The sequence below is a fragment of the Geodermatophilus sp. SYSU D00766 genome, assembly GCF_054049915.1.
This window is the reverse complement of the sequence record NZ_JBJGYI010000021.1, coordinates 60121-84617: the sequence shown is the minus strand read 5'-3', so window position 1 is coordinate 84617 and position 24497 is coordinate 60121. Positions and strand designations below refer to the sequence as shown.

Here is a 24497-nt window from a genome sequence, read left to right as displayed (position 1 = left end):
GGCGTCCTCCCGCACGTCCCACCGTGCGGGAGGACGCCCGGGGATCAGGGACCCTGATCGTGGCGCACGCGCGGCCCCGCTCAGCCGACCGGGCCCTCCAGCAGCAGGGCGAGCACCGCGCCGAGCAGCAGCGGGGGGCCGAACGGCAGCGCGGTGCGCCAGCCCGCGCGCCCGGTGGCCACCAGCAGCAGTGAGACCGCGGCGCCGGCGAGCAGGCCGAGGAACACCCCCGCCAGCAGCACGCCCCACCCGGCCCAGCCGAGCAGCAGGCCCAGCAGCGCGAGCAGCTTGACGTCGCCGAGCCCGAGGCCCGCCGGGCCGGCCAGCGCGGCGAGCAGCGCGATGCCCCCGGCCGCGGCGGCGGCCAGCAGCGCGCGGACCAGCGCCGGCCAGGTGCCCAGCAGCGCGGCGTCGGCGAGCAGGGCCGCGACGGCGACCCCGGCGGCCGGGTAGGTGACCCGGTCGGGCAGCCGGTGCACCGCGAGGTCGACCTGCGCGAGGACGACGGCGGCGCCGGCGGCCCAGGCGAGCCCGACGGTGGCCGGCCGGGCGCCGGTGAGCAGCACCGCGCCGCAGAGCAGGACGGCGAGGACGGCGGCCGAGACGAGCGCGCGGGCCGGCGTGGCGCGGGCGGCGGGGTCGCGGGCGGCCAGCCGGACGGCGGTGCGGGCCAGCAGCGGGCCGGCGACGGCGGCGGTCAGCAGCGCGAGCGCGAGCAAGAGCTCGCGCGGGAGCACGTCGTCCACCCGGTCAGCGGGCGTCCAGGGCGGCGCGCATGGCGCCCAGCGGTGCGGGCTGCCCGGTCATCAGCTCCACCTGGACGGTGGCCTGCCAGAACAGCACCTCCAGGCCGCCGAGCACGGTGGCGCCCGCCGCCTCCGCCCGCGCGGCCAGCGGGGTGGGCCAGGGCGCGTAGAGGACGTCGAGCAGGGTCTGCCCGCCGCGCCACTGCAGGCCGGCGAGGTCGGGGTGCGCGCCGACCGGGACGGTGCTGACGACGACCGGCGCCTCGACCGGGCCGTCCGCGATCCGCCGGACGACGGCCTCGACGCCGAGCGCGCCCAGCACCCGTTCGACGTCGGCGGCCCGGGACGGCTCGCGGACGAGGAGGTCGACGGACTCCGCGCCGAGCTCGGCGAGCGCCACGGCCGCGGCGGCCGCCGTCCCCCCGGCGCCGACGATCGCGGCGTGCGCGACCCGCTCCACGCCGCCGACCTGCAGCGCCATCCCGACGCCGTGGACGTCGGTGTTCTCCGCCCGCCAGCCGGTGTCGGTGTGCACCAGCGTGTTGGCCGCCCCGAGCAGGCGCGGCAGCGGCTCGACGTCGTCGGCGACCGCGACGGCGGCCTGCTTGCAGGGCATGGTCACCGAGAACCCGCGCCACTCGGGCCCGAGCCCGGCCAGCAGGACCGGCAGGTCCTCGGGGCCGAGGTCGAGCGCGTCGTAGGTCCAGCCGGTCAGGCCGAGCGCGGCGTAGGCCGCGCGGTGCAGCAGCGGCGAGAGGGAGTGCCCGACCGGGCGGCCGAGGACGGCCGCCCGGCCGGCGGGACCCGCTCCGGGCACCGGCGCGTCAGCCACCGCACCCGAGGCCGGCGTCGGCGCAGCGCTGCCGGGCGGCCACGAACTCGTCGTAGCTGGCGGTGAAGAAGTGCCGGCCGTCCTGGGACTCCAGGACGTAGTACAGGAGGTCGCCGGTGGTCGGCGCGAGCGCCGCCTCCAGCGAGGCCTCCCCGGGCGCGCTGATCGGCGTCGGCGGCAGCCCCGCCCGCGTGCGGGTGTTGTACGGGCTGTCGGTCTGCAGGTCGGTGACGGTGAGCTCGTTGCCGTTCTTCTGCAGGCCGTAGGCGAGGGTGGCGTCGATGCCGAGCGGCATCCCCTCGGTGAGCCGGTTGTAGACCACCTGCGCCACGTTCGGGCGCTCCTCGTCGAGGAGGGTCTCCGACTGCACCATCGAGGCGACGACGACGACGTCGTACACCGAGCGGCCGGCCGCGGCGGCCCGCTGCTCGAGCTGCAGGTCCGCGGCCATCTCGGTGAACCGCGAGACCATCGACCCCAGCACGTCGGCGGCGGTGGCGTCGGGCTCGACGTCGTAGGTGGCCGGGAACAGGAAGCCCTCGAGCTGGCCGTTGGCGTAGGCCGGAAGGCCCAGCGCGGCGGGGTCGGCCGCGGCGGCGCGCAGGTCCTCGATGGGCAGGCCGGTGGTCTCGGCGATGCGCTGCAGGGTGGCCTCGACGGTGAAGCCCTCGGGCACGGTGACCCGCGAGACCTGGCGGGTGGCGGGGTCGAGCAGCAGGTCGAGGGCGGCCGCGCCGCTCATCTGCTCGCGCATGCTGTAGACGCCGGGCTGGATGCCGGTGGCCGCGGGCTGGCCCTCGGCGGCGTCGACGAACGGCTCGCCGGAGGCGATGACGCCGGCGTCGACGAGCGTGCGGGCGATGTCGCTGAGGGTGTCGCCCTCCCCGACGCGGACCTGCACGGTCCCGGTGCCGGCGCCGGTGTAGTCCTCGGCCTCGGGGTTGACCAGCCCGATGAGGGCGCGGCCGCCGAAGACGATGCCGGCCACGAGGCCGGCGAGGACCAGCAGCGCGAGCAGGTTGGCCAGCGGGCTGCGGCGGCGCCTCCCCGAGCGGGTCGCGCGGCCCGAGCCGAGGACGGGGTGCTCGTCGGTGTGGTCGTCGTCGTGGTGGTGCAGATCGGTGTGGACGTCGTCGTGGTGCTCGTCCTCCGCGGCGGCGCGCCGGCCGCGGCGTCCCCGGCGACCGGGGTCGCGGCCGCCGGCGCCGAGGACCTCCAGGCCGCCGGTGGCCTCGTCGTCCTCGTGCGGGTCGGGGTCGGTGCGGTAGGCGGCCACGGTGGCGTCGGGGTCGGTGACGCCCCCGTCGGCACCGTCCCGGTCGGCCATCCGCGACCAGGCGCTCTTGGGGCGCGGCGGCAGGCCGGTCGCGGGCGGCTCGGGCGCACCGCCGGGCAGCGGCCCGGTGCGGTCGTCGTCGCGGTCGTCGTCGCCGGGGTCGGAGTGCCGGCCGCTGAGCACCGGCCCGGCCCACCGGGAGCCGGCGGCGCCGGGTCCGGTCGGGACCGGGCCCACCGGCAGCTGCGCGGTCCGGGGCAGGTCGACCGGCCGGTTGCCCTGCCAGGTGCCCGAGGGGAGGACGTCGGGTCCCGCGTGCCGGCCCCGCCCCCCGTACGGCGGGACCGGACCCGTCACGAGCGCTCCCGCTGGGAGTCGAGATAGGCCTGGAGGATGACCACGGCGGCGGCCTGGTCGATCACGGGGCGCTGGGCGCGGCTGTCGAGCCCGTTCGCCCGCAGGGAACTGGCTGCGGTCACGGTGGAGAGCCTCTCGTCGACGAGGTGCACGGGCACGCTGCCGATGCGCCCGGCGAGTGACCGAGAGTAGGCACGCGCTTCCCGCGCGGAGGCGCCCGACGCACCCGACAGGTGCCTCGGCTCCCCCACGATCACCTCTGTCACCTCGTGTTCGGCGACCAGCGCGGCGATCCGGTCCAGGTCGCCCCCGTCCCGGCGGCGCTCGACGGTCTCCAGCGGGCTGGCCAGCGTGCCGGTGGGGTCCGACAGCGCGACGCCGACCCGCACCGTGCCGACGTCGATTCCGAGCCGGCGGCCCTGCCGGGGACGGCGCGGGGGCAGCGGCAGCCCCTGCGACAGGTCGATCTCGGTGGTCTCGTTGCGGACCGGCGGGAACCCGGCGCGCAGGTCGATCTGCTCGGTGCGGTGGTGCACCGGCTGCGGCGGCTGCTGCCGGGGCGGCGCCTGCCGGGGCCGCGACGGCGGCACCGCCGGGCGGCCCTGGACGCGCCGCTCCCCCACGTCGCCGGTCTCGTCGGGGCGCTGCTCGGGCACTCCGGTCACCTCCCTGCGGCGGTCTCGACCGCCTGTTCGCCGGCCTGGAGGGCGGCGGGGATGCCGCCCGGGTCCGTGCCGCCCCCCTGGGCGACGTCGGCCTTCCCGCCACCCCGGCCTCCGACCGGGGCCGCCGCGGCGCGCAGCACGTCGTTGGCCGACAGGCCGCGCTCCTGCGCGGCCGGGGTGAGCGCGGCGACGAGAGCCACCTTGCCCCCGGCCTCCGAGGCGAGCAAGACGACACCCGGGCGCTCCCCGAGGCGCGCGCGGACGTCGAGGGCCAGCGTGCGCAGGTCGCCGCCGGAGAGCCCGGCCGGCGCGGCGGTGACGACGGCGACCCCGCCGACGTCGCGCGCGTCGGCGGCCAGCTGCCCGGCCGCGGCCCGGTTCTGCTGGGCGCGCAGCTCGGCGATCTCCCGCTCGGCGTCGCGCAGCCGCGCCAGGATGCCGCCGACCCGGTCGGTGAGGCCGTCGGTGGGCGCCTTGAGCAGCTCGCCGAGCTGGCGGACGAGGTCGCGCTCGCGGGCGAGGTAGCGGAAGCCCTCGAGGCCGACGACGGCCTCGACGCGGCGCGCGCCCGACCCGACCGAGGACTCGCCGGTCAGCGCCAGCGTGCCGATCTGCGCGCTGCCGGTGACGTGCGTGCCACCGCAGAGCTCGCGCGACCACGGCCCGCCGATCTCCACGACGCGCACCTGCTCGCCGTAGGTCTCGCCGAACAGCGCCAGCGCGCCGATGGCCTGGGCCTCGGGCAGCGTCATGTACTCGGCGCGCACCCGGTGGTCGGCGCGCACGGCGGCGTTGGCGACGTCCTCGATGTCGTGCCGCTGCTGCAGGGTGAGCGCCCCCTGCCAGGCGAAGTCCAGCCGCAGGTAGCCGGGGCGGTTGTAGGACCCGGACTGCAGCGCCTGCGGGCCGAGCACCTGGCGCAGCGCGGCGTGCACCACGTGCGTGCCCGAGTGCGCCTGGCAGGCCGACAGCCGCCACTCGCGGTCGACCTCGGCGGTCAGCTCGGCGCCCTCGGCGAGCTCGCCCTCGAGCACCCGCACCTGGTGCACGACCAGGCCCTTGACCGGGCGCTGCACGTCGAGCACCTCGGCGCGGCCGCCGTCCCAGCTCAGCGTGCCGGCGTCGGCCACCTGGCCGCCGGACTCGGCGTAGAAGGGCGTGCGGTCCAGGACGACGCGGGTGACCTCCCCCGGCCCGGCCGGCGCGGCCGGCGCGTCGTCCTCGCCCAGGTCGCCGACCACGCCGAGGACGCGCGAGTCGGTGCGCAGGGTGTCGTAGGCCCGCCAGTCGGTGGGGCCGTGCTCGGCGAGCAGCCGGCGGTAGGCGAGGACGTCGACCGAGCCGGTGCGCTTGGCGCGGGCGTCGGCGCGGGCCCGGTCGCGCTGCTGCTGCATGAGCGCGCGGAAGCCCGCCTCGTCGACGGTCACGCCCTGCTCGGCGGCCATCTCGAGGGTGACGTCGATCGGGAAGCCGTAGGTGTCGTGCAGCGAGAACGCCTGCTCCCCCGACAGCGACGGCGTGCCGGCGGCCTTGGCCTGCGCCACGGCGGTGTCGAACAGCGCGGTGCCGGAGGTGAGGGTGCGCCGGAACGCCTCCTCCTCGGCGTAGGCGACGGCGCTGATCCGGTCGAAGTCGGCGACGACCTCCGGGTAGCTCGCGCCCATCGCGTCGCGGGAGACCGGCAGCAGCTCGGGCAAGGTGGCGGCGTCGACGCCGAGCAGCCGCATCGAGCGCACGGCGCGGCGCAGCAGCCGGCGCAGGATGTAGCCGCGGCCCTCGTTGCCCGGCGTGACCCCGTCGCCGATGAGCATCAGCCCGCTGCGGACGTGGTCGGCGACCACCCGCAGCCGCACGTCGGCGTCGTGGTCCTTGCCGTAGGTGACCCCGGCGAGGTCGGCGGCGCGGCGCAGCACCGGCGCGACCTCGTCGATCTCGTACATGTTGTCGACGCCCTGCAGCAGGTAGGCCACCCGCTCCAGGCCCATGCCGGTGTCGATGTTCTTCTTCGGCAGCTCGCCGAGGACCCGGAAGTCCTCCTTGCTCCGGACGTCGGTGAGCTCGTACTGCATGAAGACGAGGTTCCAGATCTCCAGGAACCGGTCGCCGGCGGTGTCGACCAGCGGGCCGCCGTCCGGGCCGTACTCCGGACCGCGGTCGAAGTAGATCTCCGAGCACGGGCCACCGGGGCCGTCGGCGCCGGTGTGCCAGTAGTTGTCCTTCTTGCCCAGCCGCTGGATGCGCTCGAGCGGCAGCCCGGCGATGCGGTGCCAGGCGTCGGCGGCCTCGTCGTCGTCGAGGTAGACGGTGACCCAGATGCGGTCGGGGTCGAAGCCGAGCCCGCCGTCCTCGACCCGCCCGGTGACCAGGTCCCAGGCGTGCTGGACGGCGCCCTCCTTGAAGTAGTCGCCGAAGGAGAAGTTGCCGTTCATCTGGAAGAACGTGCCGTGGCGGGTGGTCTTGCCCACCTCCTCGATGTCGAGGGTGCGCACGCACTTCTGCACGCTGGTGGCCCGCGGGAACGGCGCGGGCTCCCGGCCGGTCAGGTACGGGATGAACGGCACCATGCCGGCGACGGTGAACAGCAGCGAGGGGTCGGGCGACACCAGCGAGGCGCTGGGGACGACGGTGTGGCCGCGCTGCTCGAAGTGGTGCAGGAAGCGGCGGCGGATCTCGGCGGTCTGCATGGCCTACTCGGTCTCTGGCGACAGGGGTGTGGCGGCGGGGACGTCCCCCGCGGGGTGGGAGCTGCTCAGCGGTCGGCCGCGTGTGCGCCGCGCCGCGCCGGCAGCGTGGGCAGCTGGGCCTGGTCGCGGTCGGGCAGCGGCGCGTCGAGGCCGGTGCCGGCGCGCAGCTCCTCCTCGCGCGCGGCGGCCGCGGCGCGCACGTCGGCGCCGAAGTCGCCGATGGCCTCGGCGAGCTCGCGCAGGCTCTCGGCCAGGGCCCCGGCCACGCCCTGGGGCGTGAGCTTCTCCGCCGCGCGGGAGAGCTTGCGGACGACGAGGGCGCCGATCGTGACGCCCATCGCGAGCCAGAACAGCCGGCGCATCAGGCGGCCCGCCGGGCGGCGCGCCGCGCGCGGCGGTCGGCCTTGTCGCGGGCGGCGGCCTCGGCGATCGCCTGGCCCTCCCGGCGCTTGCGGGTGGCGCTGCGCACGCCGTAGCTGAACGCGGCGACCTTGATCAGCGGGCTGCCGACGGTGGCGGCGACGACGCTGGTCAGCGCGGCGACGTTGCTCGACACGTTGGCCGCGTTGCCGGTGATGTCGTCGACCCGCTCGAGGTTGCTGTTGACCTGGGCGATGGTGGTCTGGGCCTGGCCGAGGATCGGCTGGCTCTGCTCGCGCACCTGGCGGATGGTCAGCGTCGTCTCGTCCAGCGTGCGCCCGAGCTTGAGCAGCGGGACGGCGAGCAACGCCACCAGCAGCACCAGCGCCAGGGCGGCGATCAGTCCGGCCCACTCTCCTGCGGACACGCGGCGTCTCCTCTTCTCGCGTCGGCGGCCGGCGTGGTCGGCAACGCCCGGCGTGGCCACAGTAGTCGCGGCCCCCGGCGGTCAGCGGGTGCGCCGGAGGATGGCCCGGAGCTTGGCCAGCCGCGCGCCGATGGCGCTCTCCGCGCCGCGGCTGGTGGGCCGGTAGTAGTCGCGCCCGACCAGCGCGTCGGGCGGGTACTGCTGCGGCACGATGCCCTCGGGCGCGTCGTGCGGGTAGACGTAGGTCTTCCCGTGGCCGAGCTGCTTCGCGCCGGCGTAGTGCGCGTCGCGCAGCCCGGGGGGCACCGGCCCGGCCAGCCCCGCCCGCACGTCGGCGACCGACTCGCCGATGGCCACGGTGACCGCGTTGGACTTCGGCGCGGTGGCCAGGTGGACGACGGCGTGCGCGAGCGGGAAGTGGCCCTCGGGCATGCCGATGAAGGCGACCGCCTCGGCCGCGGCGACGGCGGTCTGCAGCGCCGTCGGGTCGGCCATGCCGATGTCCTCGCTGGCGGCGATGACCAGCCGGCGGGCGATGAAGCGCGGGTCCTCCCCCGCCACGACCATGCGCGCCAGGTAGTGCAGCGCGGCGTCGACGTCGCTGCCGCGGATGGACTTGATCAGCGCGCTGGCGACGTCGTAGTGCGCGTCGCCCTGCCGGTCGTAGCGGACGGCGGCCTGCGCGACGGCGGTCTCCAGCGTGGCGAGGTCGATCTCGCTCGCGCCCGCCGACCGCGCGGCGCCGGCGCCGGACTCCAGCGCGGTGAGCGCCTTGCGCCCGTCGCCGCCGGCGACACGGACCAGGTGCTCCTCGGCCTCGGCGCTCAGCGTCACCGCGCCGCCCAGCCCGCGCTCGCTGGTGAGGGCGCGGTGCAGCAGCGCGCGGACGTCGTCGTCGGACAGCGGCTGCAGGGCGAGCACGAGGCTGCGGGACAGGAGCGGGCTGACGACCGAGAAGAAGGGGTTCTCCGTGGTGGCCGCGATCAGGCTGACGATGCGGTCCTCGACCGCCGAGAGCAGGGAGTCCTGCTGGGTCTTGGAGAAGCGGTGCACCTCGTCGATGAACAGCACGGTGCGCCGGCCGGCGTAGGTGAGCTCCCGCTTGGCGCCGGAGATGACCGCGCGGACCTCCTTGACGCCGGCGTCGAGGGCCGACAGCTGCACGAACTGGCGCTTGGTGGCCAGGGAGATGACGTGCGCCAGGGTGGTCTTGCCGGTGCCCGGCGGGCCGTAGAGGACCAGCGACATGGGCTCGTCGGCCTCCACCAGCCGCCGCAGCGGCGCGCGCGGGCCGAGCAGGTGCGACTGGCCGACGACCTCGTCGAGCGAGCGCGGCCGCATGCGCACCGCCAGCGGCGCACCGGGGTCGGGGGCGCCGCTCTCCTCCGCCGGCTCGTCGAACAGCGACGTCACGGGTAGCGACGCTACCCGCGGGGCACGACAGCCCCGTGCAGCAGCGACACATCGGAGACCGCACCGTCAGCGCCGTCGGGCTCGGGGCGATGCCCCTGTCCACCCGGACCGACCGCCCCGCCCGCGAGGACGCCGTCGCCACCGTGCACGCCGCGCTCGACGCGGGCGTGACGCTGGTCGACACCGCCGACGCCTACGCCCTCGACGAGTCCGAGTTCGGGCACAACGAGTCCCTCGTGGCCGAGGCCCTGGCCTCCTACGGCCCGGGCGCGGACGACGTGCTCGTGGCCACCAAGGGCGGGCACACCCGCCGCGGCACCGACTGGGAGCTCGACGGGTCCCCGGGCTACCTGCGGCGGGCGTGCGAGGCGTCGCTGCGGCGGCTCGGCGTCGAGGCGATCGGGCTCTACCAGTTCCACCGGCCCGACCCCGCGACGCCGTGGGAGGAGTCGATGGGCGGGCTGCGCCAGCTCGCCGACGACGGCCTCGTGCAGATGGTGGGCATCTCCAACGCCGACGTCGCCCAGATCGACGTCGCCCGCTCGATCGTGGGCCCGGCGCTGGTGGCGGTGCAGAACCAGTTCTCGCCGGGGTGGCGGCACTCGGCCGGCGAGATCGCGCACTGCGCCGGGCACGGGCTGGCGTTCATCCCGTGGAGCCCGTTCGGCGGCGTGTCGTCGGCGGGGTCGCTGGGGTCGGCGGCGCCGCAGTTCGCCGAGGTCGCCGAGGAGCTGGGCGTGTCGGTGTACCGGGTGACGCTGGCCTGGCACCTCGCGCAGGCCGACGTCGTGGTGCCCATCCCGGGGGCGTCGCGGGCGTCGTCGATCCGCGACTCCGCGGCCGCCGCCGACCTGCGGCTCACCCCCGAGCAGCTGGCCCGCCTGGACGGCTGAGCGCCCTGCTGCGTGCGCGTTGATCATCGGCTCGTTGCCGCTCGCCCCGGCGTGTCCGCGCGTGCCGGCGGCAACGACCCGGTGATCAACCCCCCGGCCGCCATCCCCGGGTCAGCAGCGCCCGCCGCGTGCGCTCGACGACGACGGCGGGACCGGTCAGGTGCCGGCCCGCGAAGCGCAGCACCAGCCACCCGCCCGCCGCCATGAGCGAGTACCGGTCGACGTCGCGGCCGAACTGCGCCGCCTCGGCGTGCTGCCGGCCCTCGTACTCGATCGCCACCCGGTGCTCGGCGTAACCCAGGTCGGCGTGCGCCACGACGCGGCCCCGGCGGTCCAGCACGGGCACCTGCACCTGCGGGCCGGGCAGGTCGCTGGTCAGCAGCCAGAACCGCAGCAGGGACTCCGGCCGCGACATCGCGCCGGGTGACAGCAGCGCCGCGCACTCCCGCGCCCGCACCACGCCCCGCACCCGCCCGGCCCGAGCCAGCCGGCGGTCGAGAGCGGCGGCGTCCAGGTGACCGGACCGCAGGAGCGCGTCGCCGACGGCCACCAGTTCCGCCGGCGGGAGGCGCTGCGCCAGGTCGAGGAATGTCTGCGCGCCGGAGGAGACCCGCAGTCCCGCGACCTCGGTGACGTCCTCGGCCCGGAGGTCCCGCACGTGCACCGCCAGTCCCCGCCGCTGGGGCAGGACCGGACGCGGCCGCAGCACGACCTCGACCTCAGGTGGAGGGTCAGCCTGCGCGCCGAGCAGGACGGCGGCGGTGCCCACCCCGAACGCCGCATCGGGCGGCAGCAGGCGCGTCCAGGCGCGGCAGCGGGCAAGGAGACCGTCCTCCGCCGCGGCCGACAGGTACAGGCCGCGGGTCAGCCGCCGCCCGTCCGCGGCCACCTGCCGCCGGCGCGCACCGGCTCTCCGCGCCTCGCTCCAGGTGTAGGTGAGCGGCAGCTCGACGTCGTCCACGCGACGACGGTGCTGTCACCGCAGCGGGCGACACCTGGCCCGGGCCCACCTGTGGACGCAGGGTCGCCCTGTGGGAAGTCGTCCCGCCCACGACGACCATCGGCTCGTTGCCGCCCGCACCGGCGTGTCGGTGCGTGTCGGCGGCAACGAGCCGATGGTCGACGAGAGGGCAGCTGCTCAGTCGTCGAAGACGAGCGACGGGGTGTCCTGCTGCAGCGTCTGGCCGCGGAAGAACTCCGGGTGCCGCGAGCGCCACACGAGCATCAGCACCGCGCCGAGCACGAGCAGGCCGATGCCGATGACGAACACGCTGCCCAGCCCGAACACCGACGAGCCGCTGCCGTAGGCGGGGTCGAGGGTGTCGATCGCGGTCTGGACGAACACCGCCGTCAGCATCAGGGCCCCGAGCAGGGGCACGATGCCCTTGATCCACAGGTCCTTCACGCTGCGGCGCAGCTCGTGGCGGAAGTACCAGACGCAGGCGTAGGCGGTCAGCCCGTAGTAGAAGCAGATCATCAGCCCGAGCGCGTAGATCGTGTCGATGAGCACGTTCTCGCTGATGAGGGTCATCCCCACGTAGAACAGCGCGGTCGCGACGCCGGCGACCAGCGTGGCCGTCGACGGGCCCCGGTAGCGCGGGTGCACCTCGGCCAGGCCCTTGGGCAGCGCGCCGTAGGTGGCCATCGCCAGCAGGGTGCGCGTCGGCGGGAGGAACGTGGTCTGCAGCGACGACGCCGAGCTCGCCACCACCGCGAGGAAGAGCAGGAACGCCAGCCCCGGGCCGAGCACCGGACCGGCGAGGGCGGCGAAGACGTTGTCACCGGTGTCGGGGTTGCCGAGCCCCGTGCCCTCGGTGCCGATGCCGGCGTACATCTGCACCGCGATGGCCGCGGTCAGGTACGTGAGCACGATGACCACGATGGTCAGCAGCGCCGCCCGCCCGGGCGTGCGCGCCGAGCCGGTCGTCTCCTCGTTGACCGTCAGGCAGGTGTCCCAGCCCCAGTAGATGAACAGCGACAGCGACAGCCCCGCGGTGAAGGCGCTGAACGAGGAGACCGCGGTCGGGTCCAGCCAGGAGAACTCGAACGGGATGCCGCCCGGCGCCGAGCCGGACTTGACCAGCGCCAGCACCACGAACAGCAGCAGCACGGCCATCTGGAAGCCGACCAGCGTGTACTGCAGCCGCTTGGTCGCCTCGACCCCGCGGTAGGTGATCCAGGTGGCCAGCGCCACGAACACCACGCAGGTCACCACGTTGACCAGCCGGTTGTCACCGAGCGCGCCGACGCTCTCGGAGCCGGTGATCTCACCGAGCAGCAGGTAGAAGAAGGAGACGGCGACCCCGGCGAGGTTGGACAGCACGATGACCGTCGCCAGCAGCGCCCCCCAGCCGGCCAGCCAGCCGACGTAGGGGTTGAACGCCTTGGTGGCCCAGGTGAACGAGGTGCCGCAGTCCGGCGCGACCCGGTTGAGCTCCCGGTAGCCGTAGGCCACCAGCAGCATGGGGATGAAGCCGACGAGGAAGACGGCCGGCATCTGCAGGCCGACCTCGGTCACCGTCGGGCCCAGCGTCGCGGTGAGCGCGTAGACCGGCGCGATGCTGGAGATGCCGAGGACGACGCTGGCGAGCAGGCCGACCGAGTTCTTCGACAGGCCCTTGGCCCTCAGGTCCGCCGGCCCGGTCGCCGACCGCTGGTCCAGAGTCATGCACGTCCTCCTCGTCGCGCCGAGCCGGCGCACAGGCAGACCCGGCGTGTGCGGCGGGTCACAGCGGAGACGATCAGGCGGCCGTCGCGGGAGCGGAAGACTCCGCCCCGTACACCGGCGGGGCGGTGCGTCGACAGTCCGGCGCCTCCCGTCCCGCGGATCCCCGCGTCGGAGGCGCGCCCGGCCACCGTTTCGCGCGCCTACGAACGCCGGACGCACGCTTTCCGCGGCGATCCGGCCCGACGGCCGCGACCCCCCGCCCGACCGCGGCAACGAGCGGCCGGGCGAGCGCCAGATTCCGGATTCCGTCGTCCGGGGCCCTTGACAGCGCGGATCCCGTCGTCAGGATGGACCCGTACCCTGCGGGCACACCGGCCGCACGAAGGATCGGACTCGACGCGATGACGCGCTATGGCGCCCAGTACGGGCCCGACATCACCTACCTCGGCGTCGAGCGGTGTGATCTCGACGACCCCGCCACGTACGACGGCGCCGACGTCGTCGTCCTCGGGGCGCCCTTCGACGGGGGGACGTCGCACCGGCCCGGCACCCGCTTCGGCCCGCAGGCCATCCGGATGACCGACTACCTGCCGCACGACGGCTCCCGGCCCAGCCTGGCGCTGCGCACCGACGGCCTGCGCGACCTGCGGGTGCTCGACGCCGGCGACGTCGAGATGTACTCCGGCGACATCGAGACGGCCCTGCCGGCGCTGGAGGCCGCCGTCGAGAGGGTCGCCCGCGCCGGCGCGATCCCGGTCGTGCTCGGCGGGGACCACTCGATCGCCTTCGCCGACGCCAAGGGCGTCGCCAACGTCCTCGGCCACGGCCGGGTCTCGATGATCCACTTCGACGCGCACGCCGACACCGGCGACATCGAGTTCGGCTCGCTGTGGGGCCACGGCCAGCCCATGCGCCGGCTGATCGAGTCCGGCGCGCTGCGCGGCGACCGGTTCCTGCAGGTCGGGCTGCGCGGTTACTGGCCGCCGCCGGAGACCCTCGACTGGATGGCGCAGCGGCGGATGCGCTCCTACGAGATGACCGAGATCGGGCACCGCGGGCTGGACGCGTGCCTCACCGAGGCCTCCGCCATCGCCACCGACGAGTGCGACGGCGTCTTCCTCTCCGTCGACATCGACGTCTGCGACCCCGGGCACGCGCCGGGCACCGGCACCCCCGAGCCCGGCGGGCTGACCGCGCGGCAACTGCTCGACGCCGTCCGCCGGCTCTGCCTCGAGCTGCCGGTGGTCGGGGTCGACGTCGTCGAGGTCAGCCCGCCCTACGACCACGCCGACGTCACCGCCGCCCTCGCCAACCGGGTGGTGCTCGAGGCCCTCTCGGCCATCGCCCGCCGCCGCCGCGACGCCCGCGACGGCACCCGCTGGGACCCCGCCCTCCCCCTCCTCGCCGACCGCCCCGACCCGACCCCGGAGACCCAGGCATGACCGCTCACCCGCTCGACCCGCTGACCACCGACGAGTTCCGCGCGGCCGCGGCCGTCCTCCGCCGCGACAAGGGGGTCGACGAGCGCTGGCGGTTCGCCTCGATCGAGCTCAGGGAGCCGGCCAAGGACGTCGTCCGCGCGTTCACCCCCGGCGACCCGGTCCGGCGCGAGGCCCGTGTCACCGTGTGGAGCCGCGATGAGGGGACGCCGTACAAGGCCGTCGTCTCGCTCACCGACGACGCCGTCGTCTCGTGGGAGGCGGTGCCCGGCCAGCAGGCCAACATGACCCTCGACGAGTGGCACGAGGCGCACGAGGTGCTCATCCAGCACCCCGACGTCGTGGCGGCGCTGGCCAAGCGCGGCATCACCGACCTCGACCTGGTGCTCATCGACACCTGGGCCTACGGCCACTCGCTCATCCCGCAGGGGCTGCAGGACCGCCGGGTCGGCTGGACCGACGTGTGGCGGCGCTCGGCCCCGGACGCCAACCCCTACGCCAACCCGGTGATGGGGCTGCACTTCGTCGTCGACCTCAACACGATGGAGCTGCTGCAGATCGAGGACACCCCGCCGCCGGCGCAGCCCGCCGTCATGGGCGAGTACCTGCCCGCGCTGGTGCCCGGCCTGCAGCAGCGCACCGACGTCCGGCCGCTGGAGATCACCCAGCCCGAGGGCGTCTCCTTCGCGCTCGACGGCTCCGAGCTGCGCTGGCAGAAGTGGTCGATGCGGCTGGGCTTCAACCACCGCGAGGGCCTGGTGATCCACCGGGTCGCCTACGACGGCCGCCCGATCGCGCACCGGATGTCCTTCGCCGAGATGGTCGTGCCCTACCGCGACCCCAGCCCCGACCACCACCGGCGCACCGCCTTCGACATCGGCGAGTGGGGCCTGGGTTACATGACCACGTCGCTGAAGCTCGGCTGCGACTGCCTCGGCGAGATCACCTACGTCGACGCCGTCCTCAGCGACAGCCGCGGCGAGCCCTACACCATCGAGAACGCCATCTGCCTGCACGAGGAGGACGACGGCGTGCTGTGGAAGCACGTCGACGAGCAGGCGGGGTCGGAGGTGCGGCGCTCGCGGCGGATGGTCGTCTCGTTCCACGCGACGGTGGCCAACTACGAGTACCTGACCTACTGGCGCTTCTACCAGGACGGCACGGTGCAGTGCGAGGTCCGCGCCACCGGGATCATGGTGACCAGCGCCTACGAGGGCACCCCGCCGGCGTACGGCACCGTCGTCGACGAGCGCACCTACGCACCGATCCACCAGCACTTCATCGTCGCCCGGCTCGACATGGAGGTCGACGGGCCGGACAACACCGTCGTCGTCACCGAGAGCGAGGCGCTGCCGGTCTCCGACGACAACCCCTACGGCCTGGCGGTGGTCACCCGCAGCCGGCCGGTGCGCTCGGAGGCCGAGGGCCGCGTCGACGTCGACTTCGCCAGCCAGCGGTCGGTCAAGGTGGTCAACCGCACCCGGCCCAACCGGCTCGGGACCGCCCCGGGCTACAAGCTGTACGCCAACTCGCCGCTGCCGGCCCTGGCCGACCCCAGCGCGCCGTTCCGGCAGCGGGCCCAGGTCATCGACCACCCGGTGTGGGTCAGCCGCTTCGACGAGGAGGAGCGCTGGCCGGCCGGCGAGTTCTGCAACCAGAGCCGCCGGGACGCCGGGCTGCCGGTCTGGCAGGAGGCCGACCGCCCGCTGGAGGACACCGACGTCGTGCTGTGGCACGTGTTCGGCATCCACCACGTGCCGCGGCCCGAGGACTGGCCGGTCATGCCGGTCGACGTGGTGTCCTTCGAGCTCAAGCCGGCCGGCTTCTTCGACCGCAACCCGGCCCTGGACGTGCCGCCGTCCACCGCGCGGCACTGCCACTGAGGGAGGACCCCGCTGCTGAGTGGCCGGCAGCTGCGCCCCGCGCCGGGGGTCCGCAGCTGCTGGCCGCCACCGCGGCGGGGGTGGCGACGGCGGCCGCGCTGCTGCACCTGCCGCTGCTCGGGCCCGGCCGGCACGGGGCGCTGTCGCTGGCCCTCGCGCTGGCCTGCCTGGCGTGCGCGGTGCACCTGTGGCGCCGCCCGGGCGCGGCGACGTGGGCGGGACACGTCACGGCGGCGGCGCTGATGCCGGCCCACCTGCTCCTGGCCGGTCCGGGTCACCACGGCGGGTCCGCCGCCACGGCGGTGGACCCGGCTGCGTGGGCGCCGCCGGCGCTGCTGCTGCTGGCCGGCCTCGGGGTCGCGCTGGGGCTGGTGCGCTGGGCGGTGGGTACCGACGTCCCGCTGCGCGCCCGGCCGAGGCAGGTGCCGGCTCAGATCCCGGCGGCCGTCGGCGGCAGGTCGGGACGGCGGGTGCCCCAGGCGTAGGTCTGCTTGCGCAGGCCCAGGTAGAGGTGGGTCTCGGTCGACGTCACGCCCTCGATCGCCCGGATGCGGGCCACCGTGCCGAGCAGCTGGTCGTCGTCCTCGGCCACCACCTCGACGAGCAGGTCGGCGGGACCGGCGGTGACAACCACGTAGATGACCTCGGTCAGCGCGGCGATCGCGTCGCCGACCTCGCGGGGGTCACCGCCGGTCCGCACCGTCACCATCGCCTGGCGGGAGAACCCCACCTGCAGCGGGTCGGTCACGGCCACCACCTGCATGACCCCGGCGTCGAGCAGCCGCTGCACGCGCTGGCGGACGGCGGCCTCGGACAGCCCGACGGCGTGCGCGACCCGGGCGTAGGGTCGCCGGCCGTCCTGCTGGAGCTGCTCGATGATCGCCCTGGAGACGTCGTCCAGGACGAACTCACGCTCCCGGATCGCCACCGCCCCCTCCCGGCCGCTGCTGTGCCTGCAGCCTAGCGACGGGGAGGGGCGTCCCCCACCGGCGCGCCACCCGTCCGGGTCAGGAGGAGCGCGCTCACGCGGGCGGGTGCAGGGCCAGCCACAGCTCGGCGCGGGTGCCGGGCTCGTCGAGGTCGCGGCCGAGCAGGTCCCCGGCCCGCGCCATCCGCTTGCGCAGCGTGTGCCGGTGGACGCCGAGGGCCGCCGCGGCCGGCTCCCACTGCCCGTGGTGGGCCAGCCACGCCCGCAGCGAGTCGACCAGGTCACCGGCGCCGGCGCGGTCGGCCGCGACCAGCGGCGCGAGCAGCGCGTCGGCGAAGGCGCGGGTGGCCGCCGGGTCGAGCAGGGCGGGCAGCCCGCGGCCGGCGAGCTCGGCGAACGTGGCCACCCCGCCCCCGCGCGCCCGGCTGTGCTCGGCCGCCTGCCGGGCCTGGCGCACGCCGTCGGCCAGCCGGCTCCACGGCACCGGACCGGACACGCCGACCGCCGTCTGCGGCACCCGCTCGGGCAGCCGCGCCAGCCGCTCCGGCAGCGGCCCGTCGGAGGCGACCAGCAGCACCAGGGCGTCGCCGTCGAGCTCGGCGGAGAACGACGGCGAGCCGGTCGCGGCCGCGGCGTCGGCGGCGACGTCGACGGCGGCCGCCCGCTGACCGACCTCGCCGAGGACCACGTGCACCCGCAGCGGCTCGGCCGGCAGCCGCTCCCCCAGCGCCGCGACCGCCTCGCCGACGGCGGCCTCCTCGCCGGCCAGCAGCATCCGCAGCAGCGCCGCGCGCAGCGCCGCCATGGCGCTGTCGAGGCCGCGGGACTGCTCCAGCCGCAGGGTGAGCAGGCCGACGGCGGCGTTGACCACGTGCCGGTCGGCGGCGTGGACGGGGCCGGGCCGGCCGACGGCGAGGAAACCGCGGGTGCGCCGCTCGTTGCCCAGCGACTGCAGCAGCACCGTCTCCCCCGGCCCGGTCAGCGCCGCGCTCGCCGGCGCGCGCACCGACCGCAGCCGGTCCACCTCCGGCCGCAGCGCCTCCGCGCGGCCGGCGGCCGCCGCCGGCACCGCCTCGAGCACGGTCCCGGCGGTGTCGAGCAGCAGCACCCAGCCGCCCACCTGCCGGGCGAGGCGCTGCAGCAGCGGTGCCGGGGAGCCGGGGGCCAGCGCCGCGCGGGTGAGCTCCTGCTGCGCGGTCGCCGCCCGGGCCACCGCGGCGTACTCGTCGGCGGCCAGCGCGGCCGACACGCTGCGGGACAGCGCGATGAACGGCGTCCGGTGCGGCACCTCCAGTAGCGCCAGCCCGGCGCGCTCGGCGGCGGCGACCAGGTCGGCCGGGACGGCGTCGACCCCGAGCCCGGTGCCCAGGCCCAGCCCGACGACGCCGGCCGCGGCCAACCGCGACACGTACGCCTCCACCGGCTCGCCGCGCAGCGCCAGGCCGGTGGTCAGCAGCAGCTCCCCGCCCTCGAGGAACGGCGTCGGGTCGGCCAGCTCGCTGACGTGGACCCAGGACACCGGCCGGTCGACCCCGCCGCCCGGGGTGTGCAGCACCAGGCCGAGCGCCGGGTCGGCGACCAGGTCGGCGACGGTGACCGGCACGGCAGCTCCCGGCGACGAAGTGGACATCCGCGCGTGGCCCACGCGCCGGTCTGGACGGTACCGCCGGTGTGGCGGGCGTCCCACACTCGAGCAGGGAGCCTCCCCCGCCGGAGGCACCGGCCCGCCCGCGACGTCGAGGAGCACCCGTGACCGACCTGCTCGAGCCCACCACCACGCTTCCCCAGGAGCGGCGGCTGGTCACCCCGGTCCCCGGCCCCCGGTCGGCGGAGCTCATGGCCCGCCGGTCGGCCACCGTCTCGGCCGGCGTCGGCACCACCCTGCCGGTCTTCGTCGAGCGCGCCGGCGGCGGCGTGGTCGTCGACGTCGACGGCAACTCGCTCATCGACCTCGGCTCGGGCATCGCCGTGGTCAACGTCGGCAACGCCGCCCCGCGGGTGGTGGCGGCGGTGCAGGAGCAGGTGGCCGCCTTCACCCACACCTGCTTCATGGTCACGCCCTACGAGGGCTACGTCGCCGTCTGCGAGGAGCTCGCCCGCGTCACCCCCGGCGACCACGAGAAGCGCTCGGCGCTGTTCAACACCGGCTCCGAGGCCGTCGAGAACGCCGTCAAGATCGCCCGGCACGCCACCGGCCGGCAGGCCGTCGTCGTCTTCGACCACGCCTACCACGGCCGCACCAACCTCACGATGGCGCTGACGGCGAAGAACATGCCGTACAAGCACCGCTTCGGCCCGTTCGCGCCCGAGGTCTACCGGGTGCCGATGTCCTACCCGTTCCGCGACGAGCCCGGCCTGACCGGCGCCGAGGCCGCCGCCCGCGCCATCGCCCAGATCGAGGCGCAGGTGGGCGCGGCCAACGTCGCCGCGGTGCTCATCGAGCCGATCCAGGGCGAGGGCGGCTTCGTCGTCCCGGCCCCCGGCTTCCTGCCGGCGCTGGCCGACTGGTGCCGCGCCTCGGGTGCGGTGTTCGTCGCCGACGAGGTGCAGACCGGCTTCTGCCGCACCGGCGACTGGTTCGCCTCCGAGCACGAGGGCGTCGTCCCCGACCTGGTGACCCTCGCCAAGGGCATGGCCGGCGGCCTGCCGCTGGCCGCGGTGACCGGCCGCGCCGAGATCATGGACGCCGTGCACACCGGCGGGCTCGGGGGGACCTACGGCGGCAACCCGGTGGCCTGCGCCGCCGCGCTGGCCTCCATGGAGACCATGCGCGCGCAGGACCTGACCGGCGCCGCGCGCGCCATCGGGGACACCATGCTCCCCCGCCTGCGCGCGCTGCAGGAGCGCACGCCGGCCATCGGCGACGTCCGCGGCCGGGGCGCCATGATCGCCGTCGAGATCGTGAAGCCGGGCACCACCGAGCCCGACCCCGAGCTGACCGGCCGGGTCGCCCGCGCCTGCCACGTCGAGGGTGTCGTCGTCCTGACCGCCGGCACCTTCGGCAACGTGCTGCGCTTCCTGCCGCCCCTGGTCATCGGCCAGGACCTGCTCGGCGAGGGCCTCGACGTCCTCGACGCGGCCTTCGCCGCGCACGCCGGCTGATGGCGGCGCCGACCGCCCTGCGGCCGGCGCGGCGCGTCACCCTGCAGCCGGACCCGGGCACCGGGTCCGGCGGCAGGGTCGTCGCCGTGGCCGGGTGGCCGGGGCAGCGCCCGCTGCTGGCCGACGTCGTCCCCGTCTTCGAGCGGCTCGGCGTCCGGGTCGCCGACGCCGTCGCGCTGCCCGGCGCCGACGGCGTCGCGCCCTCCCGGCTGGAGCTGGTGCTGCCGGAGTCCGCCTCCCCCGACACCGCGCTGCCGGCGCTGGAGCAGGCGCTGGCGGCGGCCTGGGCCGGGGAGACCGAGCTCGACGGGCTGTCGCGGCTGACCGTCCTCGCCGGCGTGCCGGTGCGCGACGTCGCGGTCCTGCGGGCCGCCTGCCGCTACCTGGCCCAGACCGGCACGGGGCTCTCGCGCGGGTACGTCGAGGAGACCGTGCTCGCCGCCCCGGAGGTCGCCCGGGCGCTGCTGCGGCACTTCACCGCCCGGCACGACCCCGACTCCCGCGACCCCGCCGCCGAGCAGCGGGCGGCCGCCGACCTCGACGCGCTGCTGGCGGCGACCACCAGCCTCGACCAGGACCGCATCCTGCGCGGCCTGCGCGACGTCCTCGCCGCGGTGCTGCGCACCAACGCCTTCCAGCGCGACGCCGACGGCCGGCCGCGGCCGCAGCTGGCGCTGAAGATCGACTCGTCGCGGCTGGGCTCCTTGCCGGCGCCGCGGCCGTGGGTGGAGACCTTCGTGTGCTCCCCGACCATGGAGGGCCTGCACCTGCGCGGCGCCGCCGTGGCCCGCGGCGGCGTCCGGTGGTCCGAGCGCCCCGAGGACTTCCGCACCGAGGTGCTCGGCCTGCTCAAGGCCCAGCTGGTCAAGAACGCCGTCATCGTGCCGGCCGGGGCCAAGGGCGCCTTCGTCGTCCGCCGCGACCTGCGCGGCCTCGACCGCGCCGCCGTCGGCCGGGAGGTGGCCGCGGCCTACCGCTGCTTCGTCGAGGGGCTGCTCGACGTCACCGACGACCGGACCGAGGACGGCGTGGTCCACCCCGCCCGGACGGTGGTCCACGACGGGCCCGACCCCTACCTGGTGCTGGCCGCCGACAAGGGGACGGCGGCCTTCTCCGACCTGGCCAACGAGATCGCGGTGCGTCGCGGCTTCTGGCTCGGTGACGCGTTCGCCTCGGGCGGGTCGACCGGCTACGACCACAAGGCCATGGGCATCACCGCCCGCGGCGCGTGGGTGTCGGTCCGCCGGCACCTGCGCGAGCTGGGCACCGACCCCGACACCGACCCGGTGACCGTCGTCGGCGTCGGCGACATGTCCGGCGACGTGTTCGGCAACGGGATGCTGCTGTCGGAGCGGCTGCGGCTGGTGGCCGCGTTCGACCACCGGCACGTGTTCCTCGACCCCGATCCGGACGCGGCGACCTCGTTCACCGAGCGCCGGCGACTGGCCGCGCTGCCCGGGTCGTCCTGGGCCGACTACGACCCCGCCGTCCTCTCCCCCGGCGGCGGCGTGTTCCGGCGCGACGCCAAGTCGGTGCCGCTGAGCCCGCAGGTCCGCGCGCGGCTCGGGACGACGGCGACCGAGCTGCCCCCGGCCGAGCTGGTGCGGGCGGTGCTGCGGGCGCCGGTGGACCTGCTGTGGAACGGCGGGATCGGCACGTACGTGCGCGCCGACGGCGAGACCGACGCCGAGGTGGGCGACCGCGCCAACGACGCGGTGCGGGTAACCGCCGGGGAGCTGCGCTGCCGGGTCGTGAGCGAGGGCGGCAACCTCGGGCTCACCCAGCGGGCGCGGGTCGAGGCCGCGCGGGCCGGCATCCGGGTCAACGCCGACTTCATCGACAACTCCGCCGGCGTGGACACCTCCGACCGCGAGGTCAACCTCAAGATCCTGCTGCGCGGCGCCGTCCGCGACGGCGAGCTGACCGTCGCCGAGCGCGACGCGCTGCTGCGGGAGCTCACCGGCGAGGTGGCCGACGCCGTGCTGGCCGACAACGCGCTGCAGGCCCGCGCCCTGTCGGTCTGCGCCGACCAGGCGCCGTTCCTCCTCGACCGGCACGCGCGGCTGATCCGCGACCTGGAGGAGCAGGCGGGGCTCGACCGGGAACTGGAGCGGCTGCCCTCGGAGGCGGAGGTCGAGCGGCTGCGGCAGGCCGGGTGCGGGCTGACCCGCCCGGAGGCCGCGGTGCTGCTGGCCTACTCCAAGAACCTCGTCCGCGAGGAGCTGCTGGCCGGCGACCTGCCCGACGACCCGGCCCTGGCCGGGGTGCTGCACGCCTACTTCCCGCGTGCGGTCCGCGAGCGCTGGCCCGACCGCGTCGCCGCGCACCCGCTGGCCCGCGAGATCACCGCCACGCAGCTGGCCAACGTCCTGGTCAACCGGGTCGGCCCGGGCTTCCTGCTGCGGCTGGAGGAGCGCCACGGCGTCGGGACCGCGGTGGCCGCGCGCGCCTTCGCCGCGGCCGAGGCCGTCCTCGGCCTGGACCGGCTCTGGGCGCTGGTCGACGCCGACGTGCCGCTGGCCGTCGAGCGGCTGGCCCTGCCGGAGCTGCAGCGGGCCACCGAGCACGCCGCCGACCGGCTGCTGCGGCGCCGGCCGGAACCGGCGGAGCTGTCGGCCGCCGTCCCCCGGCTGACCCGGCTGGTCGCCGCGCTCGACCCGGCGGGCTGGCTCGCCCGGCCCGGGTCGGAGGCCGAGCGGGCCCGCGCGCTGCGGGACGACCTGCTCGCGGCCGGCGCACCCACCGAGCTGGCCGAGGGGCTGGCCGCGCTGCGCTGCGCCGGCGACGTCCTCGAGCTGGTGGAGCTCGCCGGGGACACCGGCCGGCCCGTGACCGCGGTGGCCGACGCGCACGTGCGGCTGGGCGAGCTCCTCGGCCTGCCGGCGGTGCGCGACCGGGTGGTCGACGAGCCCGCGGACTCCTCCTGGGTGCTGTCGGCCAAGAGCGCCCTGCGCGACCAGCTCGACGCCTGCCGGGTCACGCTGACCCGCGCGGCGGTGACGACGGCGGGCGGCGACGCCACCGTCTTCGCCGCGCGGCACGCCGCCGCCGTCGCCCGGTTCGCCGCCGTCCGCGACGCCGCGCTGGCCGCACCCGACCCGGTGGTGCCGGTGCTGACCGTGGTGGTCGGCGAGCTGCACCGGCTGGTCGCGGCCGCCGCCTGAGGAGGCGACACGACGAGGCCCTGGCCCCCGCGAGGGGGACCGGGGCCTCGGGGCGTCCGGGGGGTCAGACGTCGATGCCGGTGAGCACCAGCACGCGCTCCTCGGTGAGGTCCTCCATGGCCGCGTGCACGCCCTCGCGCCCGGTGCCGGAGTCCTTCACCCCGCCGTAGGGCATCTGGTCGGCGCGGAAGCTCGGCACGTCGCCGACGACGACGCCGCCGACGTCGAGCACCTGCGCGGCGCGGAAGGCGACCTGCAGGTCGCGGGTGAAGACGCCGGCCTGCAGCCCGAAGCGGCTGTCGTTCACGCGGTCGAACGCCTCGTCGAGGGAGTCGACGGCGTCGATCACGACGACCGGGCCGAAGACCTCCTCGCAGGCCAGCTTCGCCGTCGCCGGGACGTCGCTGAGCACGGTCGGCGCGTACGTGGCGCCCTCGCGCGCGCCGCCGGTGAGCACCCGGGCGCCCGCGGCGACGGCCTCGTCGACCCAGCTCTCCACCCGGCGGGCGGCGGCCTCGTCGATGAGCGGGCCGACGTCGGTGGCCGGGTCGGTGGGGTCGCCGGTGGCCAGCCGCTGCACCGCCTCCACGACCCGCGTGGTCAGCGCCTCGGCGACCGCGCGGTGGGCGAACACCCGCTGCACGGAGATGCAGGACTGCCCGCCCTGGTACATGGCGAAGGTCGCGATCCGCGACGCCGCCCACGACAGCGACTTCTCGTCGTCCTGGTCCGGGCCGACGACGGCGGCCGCGTTGCCGCCCAGCTCGAGGGTGACGTGCTTGCGCGGCGCGGACTCGCGGATCGCCCAGCCCACGGGCACCGAGCCGGTGAAGGACACGACCGGCAGGCGCGGGTCGCGCACCAGGTCGGCGGCGACCTCGTTGGGCACCGGCAGCACCGACCAGGAGCCCGAGGGCAGCTCGGTCTCGGCGAGCAGCTCCCCGAGCAGCAGCGCGGTCAGCGGGGTGGCCGGGGCGGGCTTGAGCACGATCGGCGCGCCGACGGCGATGGCCGGGGCGACCTTGTGGGCGACCAGGTTGAGCGGGAAGTTGAACGGCGCGATGCCGAGCACCGGGCCGCGGGGCACGCGTCGCACCAGGGCCATGCGGCCGGTGGCGGCCGGGTCGGTGTCCAGCCGCTGCAGCGTGCCCGACCAGCGGCGGGCCTCCTCGGCGCCCCAGCGGAAGGTCGACACCGCCCGCGCGACCTCCAGGCGCGCCCACTTCAGCGGCTTGCCCGACTCGGCGGTGATCAGCGCGGCGACCTCCTCGGCGCGCTCGGCGAGGCGGCGGGAGACGGTGTCGAGGGCGGCGGCCCGCACGTGCGCGGGGGTGGCGGCGAACTCGCGGCGCACCCGCGCGGCCTCGGCGACCGCGGTCTCGACGTCGTCGGGGGTGGCGGTGGTGGTCCGGCCGGCCAGGGACCCGTCGTGCGGCGAGCGGACCTCGAGCACCTCGCTGCCGTGGGCGGGGCGCCCGGCGATCCAGTACGGGGTGGTCATGGGTCCTCCTCGGGGACGGAGCGGGTGCTGCGAGCGTGCCCGACGACTCCCCCGTCCCGGGACGGCCGATCCGTCCACCGCCGCGGCGCGAGGGCGCCGTCCTGGCACACCGGGACGGTGCCGCCGGGCAGGGTGCGCCGCTACGATCCGGGCACCCAG

19 protein-coding genes are annotated in these 24497 nt (G+C 76.2%); 6 read left to right on the top strand and 13 right to left on the bottom strand.

Translation table 11 applies throughout. The annotated features are described in order from the left end of the window. Nucleotides 1-80: 80 nt before the first annotated feature. The 8 genes from ACI8AD_RS15945 to ACI8AD_RS15910 all read right to left on the bottom strand — a co-directional run bounded on the left by ACI8AD_RS15945 (nt 81) and on the right by ACI8AD_RS15910 (nt 8760). Entirely contained in the window at nt 81-746 is a 666-nt protein-coding gene (locus ACI8AD_RS15945; protein WP_456871495.1) for a prepilin peptidase, read from the bottom strand. 4 nt (nt 747-750) lie between these two features. Further along, nucleotides 751-1578 carry a shikimate dehydrogenase gene (locus ACI8AD_RS15940; protein ID WP_456871494.1) on the bottom strand — a complete coding sequence of 276 codons (828 nt, stop codon included), beginning with the start codon at nt 1576-1578 and terminating at the stop codon, nt 751-753. Continuing rightward, nucleotides 1571-3211, bottom strand: coding sequence for an endolytic transglycosylase MltG (mltG, locus tag ACI8AD_RS15935; RefSeq protein WP_456871493.1), 1641 nt, complete (start codon nt 3209-3211; stop codon nt 1571-1573). The genes ACI8AD_RS15940 and mltG overlap by 8 nt, the downstream gene beginning before the upstream one ends. Further along, complete coding sequence (gene ruvX, locus ACI8AD_RS15930) at nt 3208-3867, bottom strand: Holliday junction resolvase RuvX (RefSeq protein ID WP_456871492.1); 660 nt, start codon at nt 3865-3867, stop codon at nt 3208-3210. Before ruvX ends, mltG begins: the two co-directional genes overlap by 4 nt. A gap of 5 nt (nt 3868-3872) precedes the next feature. Next, on the bottom strand, nt 3873-6560 hold the full coding sequence (alaS, locus tag ACI8AD_RS15925) for an alanine--tRNA ligase (RefSeq protein WP_456871491.1): 2688 nt from the start codon (nt 6558-6560) through the stop codon (nt 3873-3875). Nucleotides 6561-6625: 65 nt separating this feature from the next. Further along, nucleotides 6626-6922 carry a hypothetical protein gene (locus ACI8AD_RS15920; protein ID WP_456871490.1) on the bottom strand — a complete coding sequence of 99 codons (297 nt, stop codon included), beginning with the start codon at nt 6920-6922 and terminating at the stop codon, nt 6626-6628. Next, the gene (locus ACI8AD_RS15915; RefSeq protein WP_089404861.1) at nt 6922-7347 is read right to left on the bottom strand and encodes a DUF948 domain-containing protein; all 426 of its coding nucleotides are present in this window, start codon (nt 7345-7347) and stop codon (nt 6922-6924) included. The genes ACI8AD_RS15920 and ACI8AD_RS15915 overlap by 1 nt, the downstream gene beginning before the upstream one ends. Before the next feature lie 81 nt (nt 7348-7428). Continuing rightward, nucleotides 7429-8760: a replication-associated recombination protein A gene (locus ACI8AD_RS15910; protein WP_456871489.1), complete on the bottom strand. Its 1332-nt coding sequence runs from the start codon at nt 8758-8760 to the stop codon at nt 7429-7431. Nucleotides 8761-8795: 35 nt separating this feature from the next. Here ACI8AD_RS15910 and ACI8AD_RS15905 point away from each other — a divergent pair, with 35 nt between their 5' ends. After that, nucleotides 8796-9653 carry an aldo/keto reductase gene (locus ACI8AD_RS15905; RefSeq protein ID WP_456871488.1) on the top strand — a complete coding sequence of 286 codons (858 nt, stop codon included), beginning with the start codon at nt 8796-8798 and terminating at the stop codon, nt 9651-9653. An 85-nt stretch (nt 9654-9738) separates the two neighbouring features. Here ACI8AD_RS15905 and ACI8AD_RS15900 read toward each other — a convergent pair whose 3' ends face one another. After that, nucleotides 9739-10614, bottom strand: a complete 876-nt coding sequence (locus ACI8AD_RS15900) for an endonuclease domain-containing protein (protein WP_456871487.1) — start codon at nt 10612-10614, stop codon at nt 9739-9741. 177 nt (nt 10615-10791) lie between these two features. After that, nucleotides 10792-12321 (bottom strand): APC family permease, encoded by a 1530-nt coding sequence (locus ACI8AD_RS15895; protein ID WP_456871486.1) that lies wholly within the window; start codon nt 12319-12321, stop codon nt 10792-10794. A gap of 401 nt (nt 12322-12722) precedes the next feature. On the opposite strand from ACI8AD_RS15895, the gene speB reads away from it, so the two are divergent. The 3 genes from speB to ACI8AD_RS15880 all read left to right on the top strand — a co-directional run bounded on the left by speB (nt 12723) and on the right by ACI8AD_RS15880 (nt 16128). Next, nucleotides 12723-13763, top strand: coding sequence for an agmatinase (gene speB, locus ACI8AD_RS15890; protein ID WP_456871485.1), 1041 nt, complete (start codon nt 12723-12725; stop codon nt 13761-13763). Further along, the gene (locus ACI8AD_RS15885; RefSeq protein WP_456871484.1) at nt 13760-15643 is read left to right on the top strand and encodes a primary-amine oxidase; all 1884 of its coding nucleotides are present in this window, start codon (nt 13760-13762) and stop codon (nt 15641-15643) included. Before speB ends, ACI8AD_RS15885 begins: the two co-directional genes overlap by 4 nt. 80 nt (nt 15644-15723) lie before the next feature. Continuing rightward, nucleotides 15724-16128 (top strand): hypothetical protein, encoded by a 405-nt coding sequence (locus ACI8AD_RS15880; protein WP_456871483.1) that lies wholly within the window; start codon nt 15724-15726, stop codon nt 16126-16128. Here ACI8AD_RS15880 and ACI8AD_RS15875 read toward each other — a convergent pair. Next, on the bottom strand, nt 16074-16571 hold the full coding sequence (locus ACI8AD_RS15875) for an Lrp/AsnC family transcriptional regulator (protein WP_456871482.1): 498 nt from the start codon (nt 16569-16571) through the stop codon (nt 16074-16076). The genes ACI8AD_RS15880 and ACI8AD_RS15875 overlap by 55 nt on opposite strands. Before the next feature lie 94 nt (nt 16572-16665). Continuing rightward, the gene (locus ACI8AD_RS15870; RefSeq protein ID WP_456871481.1) at nt 16666-18174 is read right to left on the bottom strand and encodes a PucR family transcriptional regulator; all 1509 of its coding nucleotides are present in this window, start codon (nt 18172-18174) and stop codon (nt 16666-16668) included. 146 nt (nt 18175-18320) lie between these two features. Between ACI8AD_RS15870 and gabT the strand changes: the two genes are divergently transcribed. Both gabT and ACI8AD_RS15860 read left to right on the top strand, forming a co-directional pair. Then, nucleotides 18321-19673: a 4-aminobutyrate--2-oxoglutarate transaminase gene (gabT, locus tag ACI8AD_RS15865; RefSeq protein WP_456871480.1), complete on the top strand. Its 1353-nt coding sequence runs from the start codon at nt 18321-18323 to the stop codon at nt 19671-19673. Nucleotides 19674-19759: 86 nt separating this feature from the next. Then, complete coding sequence (locus ACI8AD_RS15860) at nt 19760-22837, top strand: NAD-glutamate dehydrogenase domain-containing protein (RefSeq protein WP_456871479.1); 3078 nt, start codon at nt 19760-19762, stop codon at nt 22835-22837. Nucleotides 22838-22901: 64 nt separating this feature from the next. Here the strand turns inward: ACI8AD_RS15860 and ACI8AD_RS15855 are convergent, their stop codons facing one another. Next, nucleotides 22902-24338 (bottom strand): aldehyde dehydrogenase family protein, encoded by a 1437-nt coding sequence (locus ACI8AD_RS15855; RefSeq protein WP_456871478.1) that lies wholly within the window; start codon nt 24336-24338, stop codon nt 22902-22904. Nucleotides 24339-24497: the final 159 nt, after the last annotated feature.